Origin of the sequence: Aeromonas bestiarum, from assembly GCF_000819745.1 — a bacterium.
Taxonomy (GTDB): Bacteria; Pseudomonadota; Gammaproteobacteria; order Enterobacterales; family Aeromonadaceae; genus Aeromonas; species Aeromonas bestiarum.
The window spans coordinates 51348-67401 of record NZ_CDDA01000037.1 but is presented as its reverse complement, the minus strand read 5'-3'; the positions used below and the strand labels follow the sequence as shown (position 1 = coordinate 67401).

Annotated in this window: 15 protein-coding genes and 1 riboswitch; of the genes, 7 read left to right on the top strand and 8 right to left on the bottom strand. The window is 63.5% G+C overall.

Features of this window, described 5'->3' with window-relative positions; genetic code table 11:
- Positions 1-23: 23 nt before the first annotated feature.
- Positions 24-1874 carry a M3 family metallopeptidase gene (locus tag BN1118_RS18655; RefSeq protein WP_043557472.1) on the bottom strand — a complete coding sequence of 617 codons (1851 nt, stop codon included), beginning with the start codon at positions 1872-1874 and terminating at the stop codon, positions 24-26.
- Between the two features lie 294 nt (positions 1875-2168).
- Between BN1118_RS18655 and BN1118_RS18650 the strand changes: the two genes are divergently transcribed.
- Both BN1118_RS18650 and gbpA read left to right on the top strand, forming a co-directional pair.
- Positions 2169-3863, top strand: coding sequence for a methyl-accepting chemotaxis protein (locus BN1118_RS18650; protein WP_043557470.1), 1695 nt, complete (start codon positions 2169-2171; stop codon positions 3861-3863).
- Between the two features lie 265 nt (positions 3864-4128).
- A riboswitch (cyclic di-GMP riboswitch) is annotated at positions 4129-4214 on the top strand.
- Positions 4215-4280: 66 nt separating this feature from the next.
- Positions 4281-5702, top strand: coding sequence for an N-acetylglucosamine-binding protein GbpA (gene gbpA / locus BN1118_RS18645; RefSeq protein ID WP_043557469.1), 1422 nt, complete (start codon positions 4281-4283; stop codon positions 5700-5702).
- A gap of 61 nt (positions 5703-5763) precedes the next feature.
- Here the strand turns inward: gbpA and cbl are convergent, their stop codons facing one another.
- The 6 genes from cbl to BN1118_RS18615 all read right to left on the bottom strand — a co-directional run bounded on the left by cbl (position 5764) and on the right by BN1118_RS18615 (position 11754).
- A complete protein-coding gene (gene cbl, locus BN1118_RS18640) occupies positions 5764-6711 on the bottom strand; it encodes an HTH-type transcriptional regulator Cbl (protein WP_043557468.1) in 948 nt (315 codons plus the stop codon).
- Between the two features lie 166 nt (positions 6712-6877).
- Positions 6878-7948 carry a sulfate/molybdate ABC transporter ATP-binding protein gene (locus BN1118_RS18635; RefSeq protein WP_043557467.1) on the bottom strand — a complete coding sequence of 357 codons (1071 nt, stop codon included), beginning with the start codon at positions 7946-7948 and terminating at the stop codon, positions 6878-6880.
- Positions 7949-8100: 152 nt separating this feature from the next.
- Complete coding sequence (gene cysW / locus BN1118_RS18630; RefSeq protein WP_043557466.1) at positions 8101-8994, bottom strand: sulfate ABC transporter permease subunit CysW; 894 nt, start codon at positions 8992-8994, stop codon at positions 8101-8103.
- Positions 8991-9830 (bottom strand): sulfate ABC transporter permease subunit CysT, encoded by an 840-nt coding sequence (gene cysT / locus BN1118_RS18625; RefSeq protein ID WP_172955206.1) that lies wholly within the window; start codon positions 9828-9830, stop codon positions 8991-8993. Before cysT ends, cysW begins: the two co-directional genes overlap by 4 nt.
- A gap of 278 nt (positions 9831-10108) precedes the next feature.
- Positions 10109-10684 (bottom strand): RBBP9/YdeN family alpha/beta hydrolase, encoded by a 576-nt coding sequence (locus BN1118_RS18620; RefSeq protein WP_043557464.1) that lies wholly within the window; start codon positions 10682-10684, stop codon positions 10109-10111.
- A 68-nt stretch (positions 10685-10752) separates the two neighbouring features.
- Positions 10753-11754 carry a sulfate ABC transporter substrate-binding protein gene (locus BN1118_RS18615; RefSeq protein ID WP_043557463.1) on the bottom strand — a complete coding sequence of 334 codons (1002 nt, stop codon included), beginning with the start codon at positions 11752-11754 and terminating at the stop codon, positions 10753-10755.
- 210 nt (positions 11755-11964) lie between these two features.
- On the opposite strand from BN1118_RS18615, the gene BN1118_RS18610 reads away from it, so the two are divergent.
- The 5 genes from BN1118_RS18610 to BN1118_RS18590 all read left to right on the top strand — a co-directional run bounded on the left by BN1118_RS18610 (position 11965) and on the right by BN1118_RS18590 (position 15296).
- The gene (locus BN1118_RS18610; RefSeq protein ID WP_043557462.1) at positions 11965-13227 is read left to right on the top strand and encodes an MgtC/SapB family protein; all 1263 of its coding nucleotides are present in this window, start codon (positions 11965-11967) and stop codon (positions 13225-13227) included.
- Positions 13228-13306: 79 nt separating this feature from the next.
- Positions 13307-13897: a sugar O-acetyltransferase gene (locus BN1118_RS18605; protein ID WP_043557461.1), complete on the top strand. Its 591-nt coding sequence runs from the start codon at positions 13307-13309 to the stop codon at positions 13895-13897.
- Positions 13894-14235: a DUF1294 domain-containing protein gene (locus BN1118_RS18600; protein ID WP_043142303.1), complete on the top strand. Its 342-nt coding sequence runs from the start codon at positions 13894-13896 to the stop codon at positions 14233-14235. The genes BN1118_RS18605 and BN1118_RS18600 overlap by 4 nt, the downstream gene beginning before the upstream one ends.
- A 184-nt stretch (positions 14236-14419) precedes the next feature.
- A complete protein-coding gene (locus tag BN1118_RS18595) occupies positions 14420-14632 on the top strand; it encodes a hypothetical protein (RefSeq protein ID WP_042868993.1) in 213 nt (70 codons plus the stop codon).
- Between the two features lie 202 nt (positions 14633-14834).
- The gene (locus BN1118_RS18590) at positions 14835-15296 is read left to right on the top strand and encodes a hypothetical protein (RefSeq protein ID WP_043557459.1); all 462 of its coding nucleotides are present in this window, start codon (positions 14835-14837) and stop codon (positions 15294-15296) included.
- A 73-nt stretch (positions 15297-15369) separates the two neighbouring features.
- Here BN1118_RS18590 and BN1118_RS18585 read toward each other — a convergent pair whose 3' ends face one another.
- Positions 15370-16005 carry an FMN-binding negative transcriptional regulator gene (locus BN1118_RS18585; RefSeq protein ID WP_043557458.1) on the bottom strand — a complete coding sequence of 212 codons (636 nt, stop codon included), beginning with the start codon at positions 16003-16005 and terminating at the stop codon, positions 15370-15372.
- Between the last annotated feature and the right edge of the window lie 49 nt (positions 16006-16054).

Here is a 16054-nt window from a genome sequence, read left to right as displayed (position 1 = left end):
GGCTCTTTTGCAGGCGGGGTTTCCTAACCCAGGGTGGCGGGCTCTGTCTCGCCATGGCGCCGGATCCAGGCCTCGAAGTCGGCCAGCATGGCCGCCTCCGACTGGCTGTTGTCGGCGACCAGCAGATCCCCGTGCACCACCCGGATGCGGGCATTGAGCGGCGTGCCCTCGCCTGCCGGCGGCCGCTGCTGTGCCGCCGTCATGCAGGCCTCTGCCTGCTGCCACGCCTCGGCCACGCTCTGGTTGCATGCCCGTGCCAGGGGGGCGGCACTGAAGCCCTCGCCGGTGAGGCTCTGCAGCGTCTGGTCGTGGGTCATGCCGTTGCCCGGTCCCCAGTAGTGGGCGGCCAGATCCGGCCCGATGCGCGGGTTGTCGGTGAGATAGCCATCGCGCCTGAGGAAGTAGGCGCGGGTCTGCTCCACCGCCATCAGCGCCAGCAGATAACCGTGGTAGGCACAGGCCGACTCCTGATTGAGCAGGTGCGGGATGGCCAGCAGCGGACGCGGGCTCTCTGTCCCCAGGATCTTGCGCTCCCACTGGCGGGCCAGCGCCAGCACGGCGGCCGGGGTGCGATCGCCATCGGCCATGGCGTAGAGATCCCGCTCGAAGTAGGAGACCAGGGCAATTTGGCGCTCGTTGAAGGCACGAAACGGCTGGCGCGCCTCTATCATGGCCTTGATGAGCGAATCGGGGATCGCCTCCCCCGCGGCGTTTCTGGCATAGCGTTTGAGCCAGTCGGCATCGTCCAGCAGGCTGTCGCAGAACATGGACTGGGTCTCGGCATAGGCCATGGAGGTAGGCGGAAACTCCTGGGAGAAGCAGGGGGCGTTGCCGGTCACGTTGGCGAAGTGGGCGGCGTGGCCCCCCTCGTGGAACAGGGTGTTGAGGCCGCTCCAGCCGCTGCCCACCTGAGCCGGATCCGCCAGGCTGGTGAAGTTGACCACAGCGGGCACCCACTGGCCCTCCTGCCAGAAGCTCGGCACCGGGCCGTGGCAGAAGCCGTTCTCGTATTTCCCCTCCCGGGTCAGCAGATCCAGGGTCAGGGTCGCGTCCCGATACTGGATGCCGAGCCGGCGGAAGCTCTCGACCCAGTCCTTCAGCGCCCGTGAAAACGGCACATAAGGGTCGAGCTGGCGGGTCACGTCGCCGCTCACGCTGTAGCGCAGGTTGTGGGGCAGCAGCGCCGCCTCCCCCTTGGCCGCCTTGAGTTCCGCCAGGCTCTGGTGCAGCCGCTGTTCGGTACGGGCGATGAAATCATCCAGCACGCCGAACAGCTGCGCCGGGCTCATCTGCTCGTTCTTGCGCACCTTGTAATCGAAGTAGTCCCGATAGCCCATGGCGCAGGCGAAGCGGTTGCGAAGCCGAACTATCTCCAGATAGCCGTTGTCGACCACCCACTGCTCCAGGGTATGGAACATGGCGAGCGCGCTCTGGCGCACCGCTTCATCGGCGCTGGCAGCCAGTGCCGTGCTGGCGGCGGGCAGGCTGCCGGCCACCTGGCGGCCCTGCTCGTCCAGCAACGTCAGCTTCAGCTCCCGGCGACGGGCGAACAGCGCCGCCTCGGCGGCCACCAGCTCATCCATCAGGGCGGCCGCCGCCGGATCCTCGATGACGTTGCACTCGAAGAAGGCGATCCAGCCCCCCAGACCCCGCTTGAGTTCCGTCTCCTCGGCCAGGGCCTGCATCTCCCGCAGTACCGGCAGGCGCGCAGGATCGGCACAGAAGGCCTTGTAGGCCTGCTCGGCGGCGGTGAAGCCGGCCTGATCGTCGCTGGTGCCCATGTAGGTGGACCAGAACAAGTCCTCCTTGCGCCTGTGTACCTGCAGGTAGTCGGCGTTGAGCTGGTTCAAGTAATTCCTGGCAATGGAACTCATAAATTCCCTCTTGTTATGGGGCTGCCCCCTGGGGCGCCCACTCCTTTTTTGGTGAAATGCCAACTCATTCACATTTTCTGCAAATTGTACGGCAAATGGTGCGCCGGGATGCGCACGACCACGCTACCAAAAGTGAGGGTTTCTGTCTGCTGGCTATACTGGTTGTCAAAATACTCAATTAGCGTTTAGTGACCACAAGTTATTGAAAGTTAATTAAATGTTAATGATGAAATAATCAGGGCCATCGTCATGACTGGCCACCACCAGACCCGCACGGGAAAGAAGGAAGATATTATGTTCAAGCTCGGTGATATCTCCGTGAGCCGCAAATTGATGCTGCTGCTCTCACTGGCACTGGTCGGCTTCATCGCACTGCTGCTCATCTCGGCCAGTGCCTTGAATCGCAATCTGATGAGTGAGCGGGAGGCACGGCTGCAGGCCGTGCTGGATCTCGCCATGAGCCGGATCCAGGCCCTCGCTACCACGCTGCCCGCCCCCCAGGCCCAGGCCGAAGCCAAGGCCATGCTCAACAGCATGCGCTTCGATGGCGACAACTATCTGTTCGTGATCGATGAGACCCGCCACGTGGTGGTACACCCCACCAAGCCTGAGCTGGTCGGTCAGCAGATGGGAGAGAGCGGCGCAACCGCCGGGGCGCACTGGCAACGCATGGTGGATCTTGGCAAGGGGGGCCAGCATGGCCGGCTGGAATATCAATGGATTACCCCCACGGGTGAGGCGGCCCAGAAGATGTCGCTGGTGGCGGGCTACCAGCCCTGGGGCTGGATCCTGGGCTCCGGCGTGCTGCTGCAGGACATAGAGGCCACCATCTGGTCCCAGTACCAGCTGATGGGGGGCGCCACCCTGCTGGTGATCCTGCTGATGGGGCTGCTGGGGTTTGCCATCAGCCGCTCCATCGTCAATCCGCTGGCCGAGATCAAGCGCGCCATGCAGCAGGTGGCGGCCGGGGATCTGGTGGTCAGCATACCGATACGCGGCAAGGATGAGCTGGGGGTCGTCGCCACCTGCACCAACCAGGGGCTCGATGCCATTCGCCACGCCCTGCTGGAGGCCAGCCAGGGTGCCCGCAACGTGGCGGATGCCGCCCTGCGCATCGCCGCCTCTGCCGAGCAGACCAATCAGGCGGTCAACAGCCAGCGGGATCAGCTGGCTCAGCTCGCCACCGCCATGAACGAGATGAGCGCGACCATCTCGGATGTGGCGGGCCACGCGGAAAATACCGCCCGCGATACCCAGGATGCCACCAGCGAGGCCGGGCTCGGCAACCGGGACGTGCATGCCAGCGTGCACGGCATACAGGCGCTGGCCACCGAGGTGGAGCAGGCCACGCTGCAGGTCAATCAACTCAAGGAGGGGGTGATGCAGATAAGCGAGGTGACCGCCGTCATCAGCGCCATCTCGGAGCAGACCAACCTGCTGGCCCTCAACGCCGCCATAGAGGCGGCCCGCGCCGGGGAGCAGGGACGCGGGTTTGCGGTAGTGGCCGACGAGGTGCGCCAGCTGGCGAGCCGTACCCGCCAGTCCACCGAGGAGATCCAGAGCACCATAGCCCAGCTGCAACAGCGGGCCGTCACCGCCGCCAGCGCCATGGATGCCAGCCGCAAGCTGGCGGAGAGCAGCGTCAGCCAGTCGGAGAAGGCGGGGCAGGATCTCTCCCTCATCGTCAACCACATCCAGCACGTGAGCGACATGGCGACCCAGATAGCCACAGCCGCCGAACAGCAGAGCATGGTGGCCGAGGACATGAACCGCAACGTCAGCGGCATCAACGACTCGGCGCTGGAGATGTCCCAATCCGCCTCGCAACTGGCCCGGGAGAGCGAGCTGCTGGCCGGCCTATCCCGCAGCCTGGACGAGCGGCTGGCGGTGTTCAAGCTCGGCAGCGCCATCGACCAACAGCTGGAACAGCGGCTGGCACCGCTGCATCGGCAGAGCCATCAGGCCGAACGCCCCCGCGCTCGCCACTGATCCGTCCCGCCCTGTCGCAACGACCATCCCTGCCAGCCTGGCTGGCAGGGATTTTTTTATTGATAAAAAATGTCGTATTTTTGCATTTTATCGACATAACCAAGGATGTTCAGCAAGGTGCGTAGATTAAATATACATTAAAAAACATAAAGTTAAGTGTTTGCACTACTCCGATGAGGTCAAGCTGTAAACATTTACACTTAATTATTTAATCAAAACTAGTCATGATGGGATTGTCGTCAAACGCGACACCATGACCCTTTATGTAGTCATTTGGCAAACTGGTTGAAAGGCCAGGACGCAAAGCCTCCGGTCTAAAGACACGTCGTCCAGGATAGCGGGGTTGCCACACGCAAGTGTGTATCGGGGAACTCCCCTGCCAACTTGACTGCCCACATCTATCGAACAGAGGAATGTATGGCAGCAAAAATCCAACTCAATCACGTCGCGGCGGCGCTGGCGCTGCTGGCCAGTGGCGGCGTGCTCGCCCACGGCTACATCAGCCAGCCCGAGAGTCGCAACTACCTGTGCAAGACCGGCGGCAACAGCCAGTGTGGTGCTGTGCAGTATGAACCCCAGAGCGTGGAAGGCCCCTCGGGCTTCCCGCAATCCGGCCCCCAGGATGGTCAGATAGCCTCGGCGGGCAGCACCCGCTGGAGCGAGCTGAATGCCCAGACCAGCGATCGCTGGACCCGCCGGGAAGTGCAGGCCGGCCCCTTCGCCATCAGCTGGACCTTCACCGCCAACCACGTGACCAGCAACTGGCGTTACTACCTCACCAAGCAGGACTGGAATCCAAACCAGCCGCTGACCCGCGCCGCCTTCGATCTCACCCCCTTCTGCGTGGTGGATGGCAACATGGTACAGCCGCCCAAGCAGGTCACTCACCAGTGCACCCTGCCAGAGCGCACCGGCTATCAGCTGATCCTCGGCGTGTGGGAAGTGGGTGATACCAGCAACAGCTTCTACAACCTGATCGATGCCAACTTCAAGGGTGGCACCCAGCCACCGCTGAACTGGAGCCAGGGCGGCACCATCTATCCCTCCACCGATCTGGCGGCCGGTGACAAGGCCAGAGCCCTGGTATTCGACGCCAATGGCGTGCGTCCCGATCTGCAGACCGAGCTGACCATCACCACCACGGAGCAGGGCCAGAAGAACAACTGGGCTCATGCCCTGGCCAGCAAGATCAATGCAGAGCAGAGCCAGATCCGCGCCGGTCAGCAGAACGCCGACGGCCAGTTCAACCCCGTTTACGGCCAGAACCCTGTCTACCTCAAGGCAGGCAGCGCGCTGGAGCGGGTCGAGATCCAGCTCGAACAGCTGCAACCGCCGGTGGGCAACGACATCAGCGTGAGCGGTCTGGAGAGCGAATACCTGCTCGACAACGGCAAGGTCACCCTGAACTTCAGCGTCACGGCGCAAGGGGATCTTGCCGTCACCAACACCCTGTATGACCACGGTGGCGTGGCCAAAGGCCAGTCCTCCGCCGACATCAAGGACAGCAGCCAGAGCTTCACCATGCCGCTGACCGGGCTCAGTGCCGGTCATCATCAGCTGGTGATCGAAGGCAAGCCGAAGGCGGGTGGCGAAGCCCTGCAGCAGACCCTGGATCTGATGCTCAAGGATCCGTCCTCTGGTGACTACCAGTTCAGCTTCCCGGAGGGGCTCAAGTCCTACACCAAGGGCACCAAGGTGCTGCAGCCCAAGAACGGCAAGGTCTATCAGTGCAAGCCCTTCCCCTACAGTGGCTGGTGCACCATCTGGTCGAGCACAGCGACCCAGTATGAGCCCGGCGTGGGTTCCAACTGGCAGGATGCCTGGATTGCCGTGAACTGATCCAGAGCCTGTAAACAAAACAGGGAGCCATGGCTCCCTGTTTTTTATCTCGCAGCAGGACTCAGATCTGGAAGTCGAGGGCGGGCTCGCCGCCCATGGCGCGAGCCTGGATGTCTGCCAGCGCCAGCTCGGGGTTGCAGAGCTGGATGAACTGCCAGGCGAAGTTGTGCTGGAACTGCCCCTGCTTGAGGCCGATCCAGGCGGTGTGCGGCGCAAACAGCCGGCTGCCGTCGAGCTGCACCAGCCCCTTGTCGCGCTGGGTGTCGAACGCCATGTCAGCCAGTATGCCGACCCCCATCTCCAGTTCGACATAGGTCTTGATGACGTCGGAATCCTGGGCGGTCAGCAGGATCTGCGGCGCAATTCCCGCCTCGGCAAACGCCTCATCCACCCGTGCCCGTCCGGTCAGTCCGGCCTGATAGGTGATGATGGGCCAGTTCGCCAGCGCCGCCAGGGTCAGCTCCCGTTCGGCGGTGAGAGGATGCTGCTCGGGCACCACTATATTGTGGTGCCAGCGGTAGTAGGGAAACGCCACCACGCCTTCGCTCTTGTCGAGCTGCTCGCTGCTGATGCCGATATCCACCTCGCCGGTCTGCACCAGCCGCACTATCTCCTCCGGGCTGCCCTGGCGCAGCTCCAGCTGCACCTGCGGGAACTGCTCGCGAAACGCCTTCACCACCCTCGGCAGGGCGTAACGGGCCTGGGTGTGAGTAGTCGCCACCAGCAGCCGGCCCGACTCGCGGTTGGCAAAGGTGCTGGCCAGCTTGCGGATGTTGTTGGCGTCGTTGAGGATGCGCTCGGCGATCACCAGCAACTCCTTGCCCGGCTCCGTCATGCCGAGCAGCCGTTTGCCGTAGCGGATGAACAGCTCTATCCCCAGCTCCTCTTCCAGCTCGCGGATATGGCGGCTGACCCCGGACTGGGAGGTAAACAGGGCATTGGCGACCTCGGTCAGGTTGTAATCCCGCCGCGCCGCCTCCCGGATAATACGTAACTGCTGAAAATTCACGTCATCGCCTCCTGCGCTGACTGGCCGGTCGGGGGTTACCCGCCGCCGTTTTCTTGTTATCTGCCTGGCCGGACTCCTCATCGAGTCCGGCAACGGCCTGACACCCTTGTATCCCAGGCGGGCTCACACCGCCATCCTATCTGTTCATTTCAAGCGGCGATGGCCGTCAGATCTGATAGTCCGGATAGAGTTGAGCCTGTTTGGCGACCAGTCGCACCCCCTGCCCCGGCGCGAAGGCTTTGGCCGCCTCCTTGCTCAGTTCGGCCTCGAAGTGTGCACCGTTTGTATCCCCATTGCCACGCAGTTCCACCCGGATGCGCGGCCCCATGGGCAGCAGACGGGTGATGGTGGCGCTGATCCCGCCGGGCGCATCCGCCGGCAGTATCTCCAGCTCGTGGGGGCGCACATAGGCGATGGCCGCACTGCCCTGAGCCAGCTGATGGGAACTGATGGGGCCGCCAAGCAGCTGCTCGCCGATGCCAAAGCCCTGCTCCGCCACCCGGCCGCGAAACAGGTTCACGCTGCCGAGGAAACTGTGGACGAAGGAGCTGGCGGGATGGTCATAGACCTCGGCCGGGGTGCCTATCTGCTCGACCCGGCCGGCGTTCATCAGCACCACCCGATCCGCCACCTCCAGCGCCTCCTCCTGATCGTGAGTCACGAACAGGCTGGTGACGTGCAGCTCGTCGTGCAATTCGCGCAGCCAGCGGCGCAGCTCCTTGCGCACCTGGGCATCGAGGGCGCCGAAAGGCTCGTCCAGCAGCAGCACCTTGGGCTGCACCGCCAATGCGCGGGCCAGGGCGACCCGCTGGCGCTGGCCACCGGAGAGCTGGGTCGGATAGCGCTCGGCCACGTGGCTGAGCTGCACCAGATCCAGCAGCTCCTTGACCCGGGCGCGGATGGTCGCCTCGGCCGGACGCTCGCTGCGCGGCTTGACCCGCAGGCCGAACGCCACGTTCTCGAACACCGTCATGTGGCGAAACAGGGCGTAGTGCTGGAACACGAAGCCGACGTTGCGCTCGCGCACATGCAGATCCGAGGCATCTTCCCCGCGGATGATGACGCTGCCGCTGTCGGCCTGCTCCAGCCCGGCGATGATCCGCAGCAAGGTGGTCTTGCCGCAGCCGGAGGGGCCGAGCAGGGCCACCAGCTCGCCGTCGTGAAAGTCGAGGTTGATGTCGGCCAGGGCCGCGTACTGATTGAAATGCTTGTTGAGTTGTTGAACCTGAATGCTCATGGCTGCCTCTCTGAACCGTTAAATCGGGATGGATGGAGTCTCCGAGCTGGCCAGTCCGTACGGCCGGTCCTGCTCGCCATCACACCCCAATCCATATCAATGGGGTATCCGGATCGGGCTGACTGCGCAGCCAGATCCGTGTCGCAATAACATCAATGGGACTTGGTGGGCTGCCCACGCAGCCGGGCCAGCAGGGTTTCTCCCAGCAGGGTGAAGATCCCGAACAGCGCCAGGAGGCTGGCCACCGCGAAGGCGGCGCCGGTCTGGTACTCGTTGTAGAGGATCTCTATATGCAGCGGCAGGGTATTGGTCTGGCCGCGAATATGGCCGGAGACCACGGAGACGGCACCAAACTCCCCCACGGCCCGGGCGGTACAGAGCAGCAGGCCATACATCAGGCTCCAGCGGATGCCTGGCAAGGTGACCCGCCAGAACATCTGCAAACCGCTCGCCCCCAGCATGATGGCGGCTTCTTCCTCTTCCGGGCCGCGCGCCTCCATCTGGGGCAGCAGCTCGCGTACCACGAAGGGCACGGTAATGAAGGTGGTCGCCAAAATGATGCCAGGTGTGGCGAAGATGACCTTGATGTCGTGCTCGCTCAGCCAGTCGCCAAACCAGCCGCGGCTGCCGAACATCAGCACGAACATCAGCCCCGCGATCACCGGCGAGACCGAGAACGGCAGATCTATGATGGTGATGAGCAGTTGCCGGCCGGGGAAGCGGAAGCGGGCTATGGCCCAGGCCGCCGCTATCCCGAACAGCAGGTTGAGGGGCACAGCGCAGAGCGTGACCAGGGCGGTGAGCCCGAGCGCACTCAGGGCATCCGGCTCGCTGATGGCGTGCCAGAAAAAGGCCAGCCCGGGTCTCAGCGCCTGAATGAAGACGGTGGCCAGCGGCAGCAGCAGCAGGGCGGCAAACCAGCCCAGCCCGAGGGAGATCAGCAGCCACTTGACCCAGACGGGTTCACGGGTCACCGGGGGATGGCGAACCGGGGTGGTCTGTGCCACGTCGAGGGCAAGGTCCAGGCTTGAATGTGAGGCGTTCATATGCGGCTCCCTCCGATACGGGCCCAGCTCCAGGCCTGCAGCTTGTTGATCAGCAATAACAGAATGAAAGAGATGAGCAGCATGACCACGGCGATGGCGGAGGCACCGGCATAGTCGTACTCCTCCAGGTGGCTCATGATCATCAGCGGCGCTATCTCGGAAACCATCGGCAGGTTGCCGGCGATGAAGATGACGGAGCCGTACTCCCCCACGGCGCGGGCAAACGCCAGCGCAAAGCCGGTGATCAGCGCAGGGACCAGGGTCGGCCACAGCACCCGCAGGAAGGTCTGCCAGCGGTCAGCCCCCAGGCTGGCGGCGGCCTCTTCCTGCTCCGTCTCGGCTTCCCGCAGCACGGGCTGCAGGGTGCGCACCACGAAGGGCAGACCGATGAAGGTGAGGGCAATCACCACCCCGATGGGGTTGTAGGCGAGCTCTATGCCAAACGGGGCGACCCACTGCCCGATCCAGCCGTTGGGGGCGAAGATGGCGCACAGGGCGATACCGGAGACGGCGGTGGGCATGGCGAACGGCAGATCGATCAGCGCATCCACCAGCCGGCGACCGGGGAAGGTGTAACGCACCAGCACCCAGGCCAGGATCAGGCCGAACAGGCTGTTGAGCAGCGCCGCGATAAAGGCCGCCCCGAAACTCAGGCGAAAGGAGGCGAGCACCCGCGGGGAGCCTATCACCTGCCAGAATTCGGCGAGGGTGAGGTTGTTCACCGCGAACAGCACCAGCGCCGAGATCGGCAGCAGCACCAGCACGCCCAGGTAGAGCAGGCTGAAGCCGAGGGTCGGGCCAAAGCCCGGCAGGACGGAGTAAGAACCAAATCGCATAACGCTTCCGTTTGTTATGAAAAACATTCGATAGAGCGATTCTGCGCATTCCAGTTAGGGGCAACAAACACCAATAATGCCTTTGCTAAGCACTTTTTTATCTAACAACGGCGGATCAGGCTTTTAGAGCCATAAAATGAAAAAAAGGTCTTTTATATAAATAAAAGACCTAAAAAATGGAGCGTCGTGCAATGTACCAAGCCATCAAAAATCAACTGTTGTGGTGTCGGGTGCTATCTCTCTCCTTGTCGGCGTATTGAACTGGATCAGCGAAAACATCAACGGAAACTGAGGGCCGCGCGCCGCTCCCACACGGCCGGCGCCGGTTCGACCACCATCTCGGCCCGCCGGTAGAGGGTGCCGAGCAGGTTGAGCCCCTGGCTCCACTCCCCATGGCCGGACTGGGCATTGATATGGCCCACCTCGCCGGCATCGAACAGCGGCACCTGCCACTGGCGACTCCAGTATTCGGCCCGCTCGAAGCTCATCCAGGGATCGTTGCGACTGGCGATCAGCTGGGCCGATACCTTGAGCGAGCCCGCCAGCAGCTCGTCAGGCAAGCCGAAACGGGCCGGATCGGCTGGCGCCACGATAAACAGCGAGGCCACCTTGTCGGGCTGCTGGCGCGCCGCCGTGATGGCCGCCAGGGCGCCGAAGGAGTGAGCCACCAGATGGGCCCGGCCGCGCCGGCTGCGCAGCTTGCTCGCCAGCTTGGCGCTCCAGACCGTCAGGTCCGGCTTGTCCCACGGCAGGCCCACCATGCGCTGCCAGTGGGGGAAATATTGATGCCAGCGACTCTGCCAATGATCCGGCCCACTGTTGTGCAGACCGGGAACCAGGAGGATCTTGTTCATCTTGGTGCTCCTATCAGCTGGCACAGGGGCCAGTGCGGGGTGAACATGCCACAAGGAAGCGGGGCGCCTTAGCCGCCCGGCTGGTAAATCTGGTCAAACAGGCCACCCTGGGCGAAGTGTTTCTTCTGGGCCTTGTCCCAATCCCCTTCCAGATCCTTGACGGTAAACAGGGTCAGTTGCGGGAACTGGGCCGCCGTCTCCTTCAGGATCGCCGGATTGCTGGGGCGATAATGGTATTTGGCGATGATGCGCTGTCCCTCGTCGGAGTAGAGGTACTCGAGGTAGGCCTTGGCGACCGCTTCTGTGCCGTGCTTCTTGGCCACCTTGTCCACCACGGCCACCGGCGGCTCTGCCAGGATGGAAACCGACGGCACCACCAGCTCGAACTTGTCGCGGTTGCCGGGCTGATTGAGCACCAGCAGGGCTTCGTTTTCCCACGCCAGCAGCACGTCGCCGAGGCCGCGCTCGATGAAGCTGGTGGTGGCGCCACGGGCGCCGGAATCCAGCACCTTCACGTTCTTGTAGAGATCGCCGACGAACTGTTTGGCGCCCTCCTCACTGCCGCTCTTCTTCAGGGCATAGCCCCAGGCCGCCAGGTAGTTCCAGCGCGCCCCGCCGGAGGTCTTGGGGTTCGGCGTCACTATGGCGATGTCCTTGCGCACCAGATCGCCCCAATCCTTGATCTGCTTGGGATTGTCCTTGCGCACCAGGAAGACGATGGTGGAGGTATAGGGAGAGGCGTTGTTGGCCAGCCGGCTCTGCCAGTCGGCGGCGATCAAGCCCTGCTTGGCGACGGCGTTGACGTCATAGGCCAGCGCCAGCGACACGAGGTCCGCTTCCAGCCCGTCCACCACGGCACGAGCCTGCTTGCCGGAGCCACCGTGAGACTGGCTCACCACCACATCGTCACCCGTCTTGGCTTTCCACTCCTTGGCGAAGGCGCCGTTGTACTCCTGAAACAGCTCGCGAGTCGGATCGTAGGAGACGTTGAGCAGGCGGATCTCGGCGGCGTTGGCCTGGCCGAGGGCCAGCAGAGAGAGCAGGGTGAGGGCGGTCATTCGCAGTTTCATGGTGATACTCCATATCTCGTTGGGTTGAATGCAGCATGCCGTGGGCTTGTTATGCCGAGAACCAAGAAATAACGCTTTGCTTATCTCTTTTGCTCATATCAACCCGCCGACCGGCGCCACTCGCACACTCTGTGAGCCATGCCTCCCTGCCCCCCTGTTGGCTGTGCCATCATGGGATCAAGGCCATGACACAGCGAAAAGGAAGTCGTTATGTGGATCAATGCAGACCCCGTCAATGGTGCCCTGGTGTCGCTGGCCATCGGCCTCATCATAGGACTGGAGCGCGGCTGGCAGGTGCGCCAGCTGGGGGACAACCAGCGCATCGCCGGGATGCGGACCTATGGCCTCATCGGCCTGCTCGGCGGTGTCTGCGCCCTGCTGCTGCCGACCCTGGGGCCCTGGCTGCCGCTGCTCGGCCTGCTGGCGGTGGTGACGGGCTGCGGCCTCTCGGTCTGGCTGGCCCAGCGCTGGCAGGGGGAGTTCGGCCTCACCAGCTCGGTGGCCATGCTGCTCACCTACCTGCTGGGGCTGATGTCCGTGCTGCTGAGTCCGAGCGAGGCGGTGGCCTGCGCCGTGCTGGCGGCCCTCTTGATGGGGCTCAAGGGCAAGATCCAGCAGGGGATGCTGTTTCTGAGCGAGACCGAATTCCACGCAACCCTGCGCTTCCTGCTCATTTCCCTGGTGCTGCTGCCGGTACTGCCCAACGAGGAGATGGGGCCCCTCGATGCCTTCAACCCCTTCAAGATCTGGCTGATGGTGGTGGTGATCGCCGGCATCTCGTTCTCGGGCCACTTCGCGGTACGCCTGCTCGGCACCCGCTCGGGACTGGTGCTCACCAGCATACTGGCGGGGCTCGCCTCCTCCACCGCCCTCACCCTGCAGTTTGCCCGCCTCAACAGGGAACAGGGCGGGCTGGAGCGGCTGCTGGCCACCGGCATACTGATGGCGGGAGCCACCATGTGGCTGCGGCTGCTGGTGCTGGTGCTGCTCATTCACAGCGAGCTGGCGATGCGCCTGGCGGCGCCTCTGCTGCTGCTGGCGGCCACCGTCTACGGCTTCGCCTTCTGGTTCTGGCGTCAGCGCGAGGAGCTGACCGATGGCCCTGTGCAGCCCCAGACCAGCAACCCGCTCGATCTCGCCACCGCCATCAAGTTCGGCCTGCTGCTAGCGCTGATCGGCTTCATGGCCACCCTGCTGCAGAGCAAGGTGGGCAACTCAGGTGTCTATCTGCTGTCGCTGGTCTCGGGGATCACGGACGTGGACGCCATTACCCTGTCGCTCTCCCAACTCTCCCACAAGGAGCTGGCGCTGGAGGTGGCGGCGCGCGGCATCCTGCTCGCCGGGCTGGTCAACTCGCTGGTGAAGGGGCTGCTGGCCTTGGGGATAGGCGGCCGTCGGCTGGGGCTGCGGGTGCTGCTGCCCTACTTCGTTTCTGCCCTTCTGATCCTGCCGCTCATCTGGCCGGGCGCCTGAGGTTGCAGCAAGTGACAGCCTGACGCCGCCGGGTCGCTGGCGTATACTGGCTCCTCTTGGCACATGAGGAGAGGTGAGCATGGCAAGCGATTGGGACAAGGTACTGGCGGGCGGCGCCCTGGACAGCCAGAGCGAGGAGATAGCGAACGACCGGATCCGCGGCCAGGCGCTGCTGGCACAACTCAACGCCTCCCCGGCCGGAGATCAGCCACTGCGCCAGCGCCTGTGCGGCGAGCTGTTCGGCCACTGCCCCGACTCCTGCTGGATCAGTACCCCCTTCACCTGCGAATTCGGCCGCAACATCCACATCGGCGAGAAGACCTTCTTCAACTTCAACATCACCATTCTCGACGTGGGCGAGGTGCACATCGGCAGCCATGTGCTGCTGGCCCCCAACGTGCAGATCTACACAGCCACCCACAGCACGGACTATCTGGAGCGGCGCAACTGGACCGCCTACAACAAGCCGGTTCACATAGGCGATGACTGCTGGATCGGCGGCGGCGCCATCATCTGCCCCGGCGTCACGATCGGGGCGCGATCCATCATAGGCGCCGGCGCCGTGGTCACCCGCGACATACCGGCCGACTCGGTAGCGGTGGGCAACCCCGCTCGCGTGATCCGCACCCTGACCCCGGATGCCCCCCGTGGCTGGGAGCTGGCACTGTGATCTGGCTGGCCCTGTTTCCCCTGCTCTGGACCGCCTGGCTTGGCCTGGCTGACGCCAACTGGTGGCCGCTGGCCATAGTCACCACCATGAGCCTGCTGACGGCGCTGGCCTACGCCCACGACAAGCGGCAGGCCATTCGCGGTGGCTGGCGCATCCCCGAATCCCGCCTCCATCTGCTGGAGCTGTGCGGCGGCTGGCCCGGGGCCCTGGTCGCCCGTCACTGGCTGCGCCACAAAACCCAGAAGGGCAGCTACCGGCTGGTGTTCTGGTTTATCGTGCTGCTGCACCTCACCCTGTGGGGACTCTGGCTCGGCCGGCCGCTCTGGCAAGGGGTCTGAGGATCACCAAGGCGCCAGCACGACGCACCGATCAACGGCGTGACGCGGCTTGCGCATAGGCACTGGCCTGAGCCGAGGGCTCATACTCCTCACCAGCGCGGGCATTGCGACCCCTTTCTGGGTATGAGACAACAGAGGGCCTGCAAGGCGGTTTTCTCGCGTATTTATCGACAAGGAGTCACCCATGACAATGTGGACAGGCATAGTCCTGATCGTCTTTATCAGCATGCTGTTCGGCTATCTCAGCAAACGCGCCCGCTACCAACTGGGGGATATCCGCATCACGGATCGCCTCGGCAAACAGGATGTGCTTATTCAGGAGCTGCGGGAGCGGATCGCCAATCTGGAAGCCATCGTCATCGAGGAGGAGAAGCGCCGCCCGTTCAAGAATCTGTGAGCCGGCGGCCACGGCGGCAAACCGGCCAGCTTCCGGGCTGCAAGGGGTTGCCGCTTTCCCCCACACTTGCCCCTCCCCCCTACGGCCTGCAAAACTAAATTCACAACAGGATCAGCGGCCTGCCCACGACTGCTGCATTTTTCACCAAACTGGCCCAATCCCTGCTCTGTCACTGTCATCAGCCGTACCGGAGAGTGACATCATGATCGCCATCAGCACCCTGCTTCCCCTCGCCTCCCTTGCCCTCAAGCTCGGCAGCAAGCTGCTCGGCGACGGCACGCCACAGGCCAAGGCCGAGTCCCCCGTGCAGGAAGATCGCCTGGCACCCACGGTCCAGAGCCTGTTCCAGCGGCTCGGAGTCAAGGACGCCAATAGCGAGCAGAACCGCCCCGCCATCAACCATTTCATGAGCGAGTTGCTGCAGACCCTGGGTCAGGAGAACAATGGCCAGTCGCTGCCCGAGGCCATAGACACGGCCCGCGGCCAGCTCGCCAGCGGCACCCAGAGCACCCGTCTCGACGCCCTGCAAAGCGAACTCGATGCCCTCAAGGGCACCCTTGGCAGCAGCGATCTGAACCTGGATCAGCTGCTCGGCGCCTTCAAGCAGACCCTGCCCAACGGCAAGGGGGAAGGCGTCGGCAAGCTGCTTAATGCCAGTGCGTGAGCAAGGGTGGATACATTAAAAACGGCAACCTCAGGGTTGCCGTTTTTGTTGGGCCGGATAGCAGGATGCAACGTTATGGTAGTGAAGGCGGTGGGCTCAGCATCGCCTCTGCCAGCGCCGTCTGGCCCTTGGCTTGCAGGGCTTCGATTGCCCCTTGCCGGTCCGCCTCCTCCTTGTTCTGACTCAGTTTGAACTTGCCAACCAGCCCGGTTATCTCGACTTCGATGCCAACCACGGCCTGTACCATGGCCTCGAGATAGTCTCTCGGCGCGTCCGCCATCTTCCAAGGGGTCGGCTCTCCGGCTTCATGATGACGGGTTAGATTTGCCAGCAGGCGACGCACGAAGCGCGCATCATCGTGGATACGAATTCGGCCATGAGCATGCACCACGCTGTAGTTCCAGGTCGGCACCTGCTGGTGATGCACTTGCTTGCTCGGATACCAGTTGGGGGAGACGTAGCCGTCGGCAGCCTTGAAGATCACCAGTACCTCATCGCCATCCCTGGCCTCCTGCCAGAGCGGGTTGTTGCGGGCAACATGAGCGCGCAGGACGCCCTGCTCGCCACTGCCGGCGTCCAGCTCAAACGGCAAATGGTTCGCATCCAGCCCCCGCTCACCGTGGGTGATCAGAGCCCCCAGCGGGTGGGCCAGGATCAACTGGTGCAGCGTCTCGGGATCGGTAACGGCGAAATGGGGTGGCTGATACATAAGGGCTCCTTGGCCGAGGTTTGGCTTCCATACAGAGGTCCATTCTTGC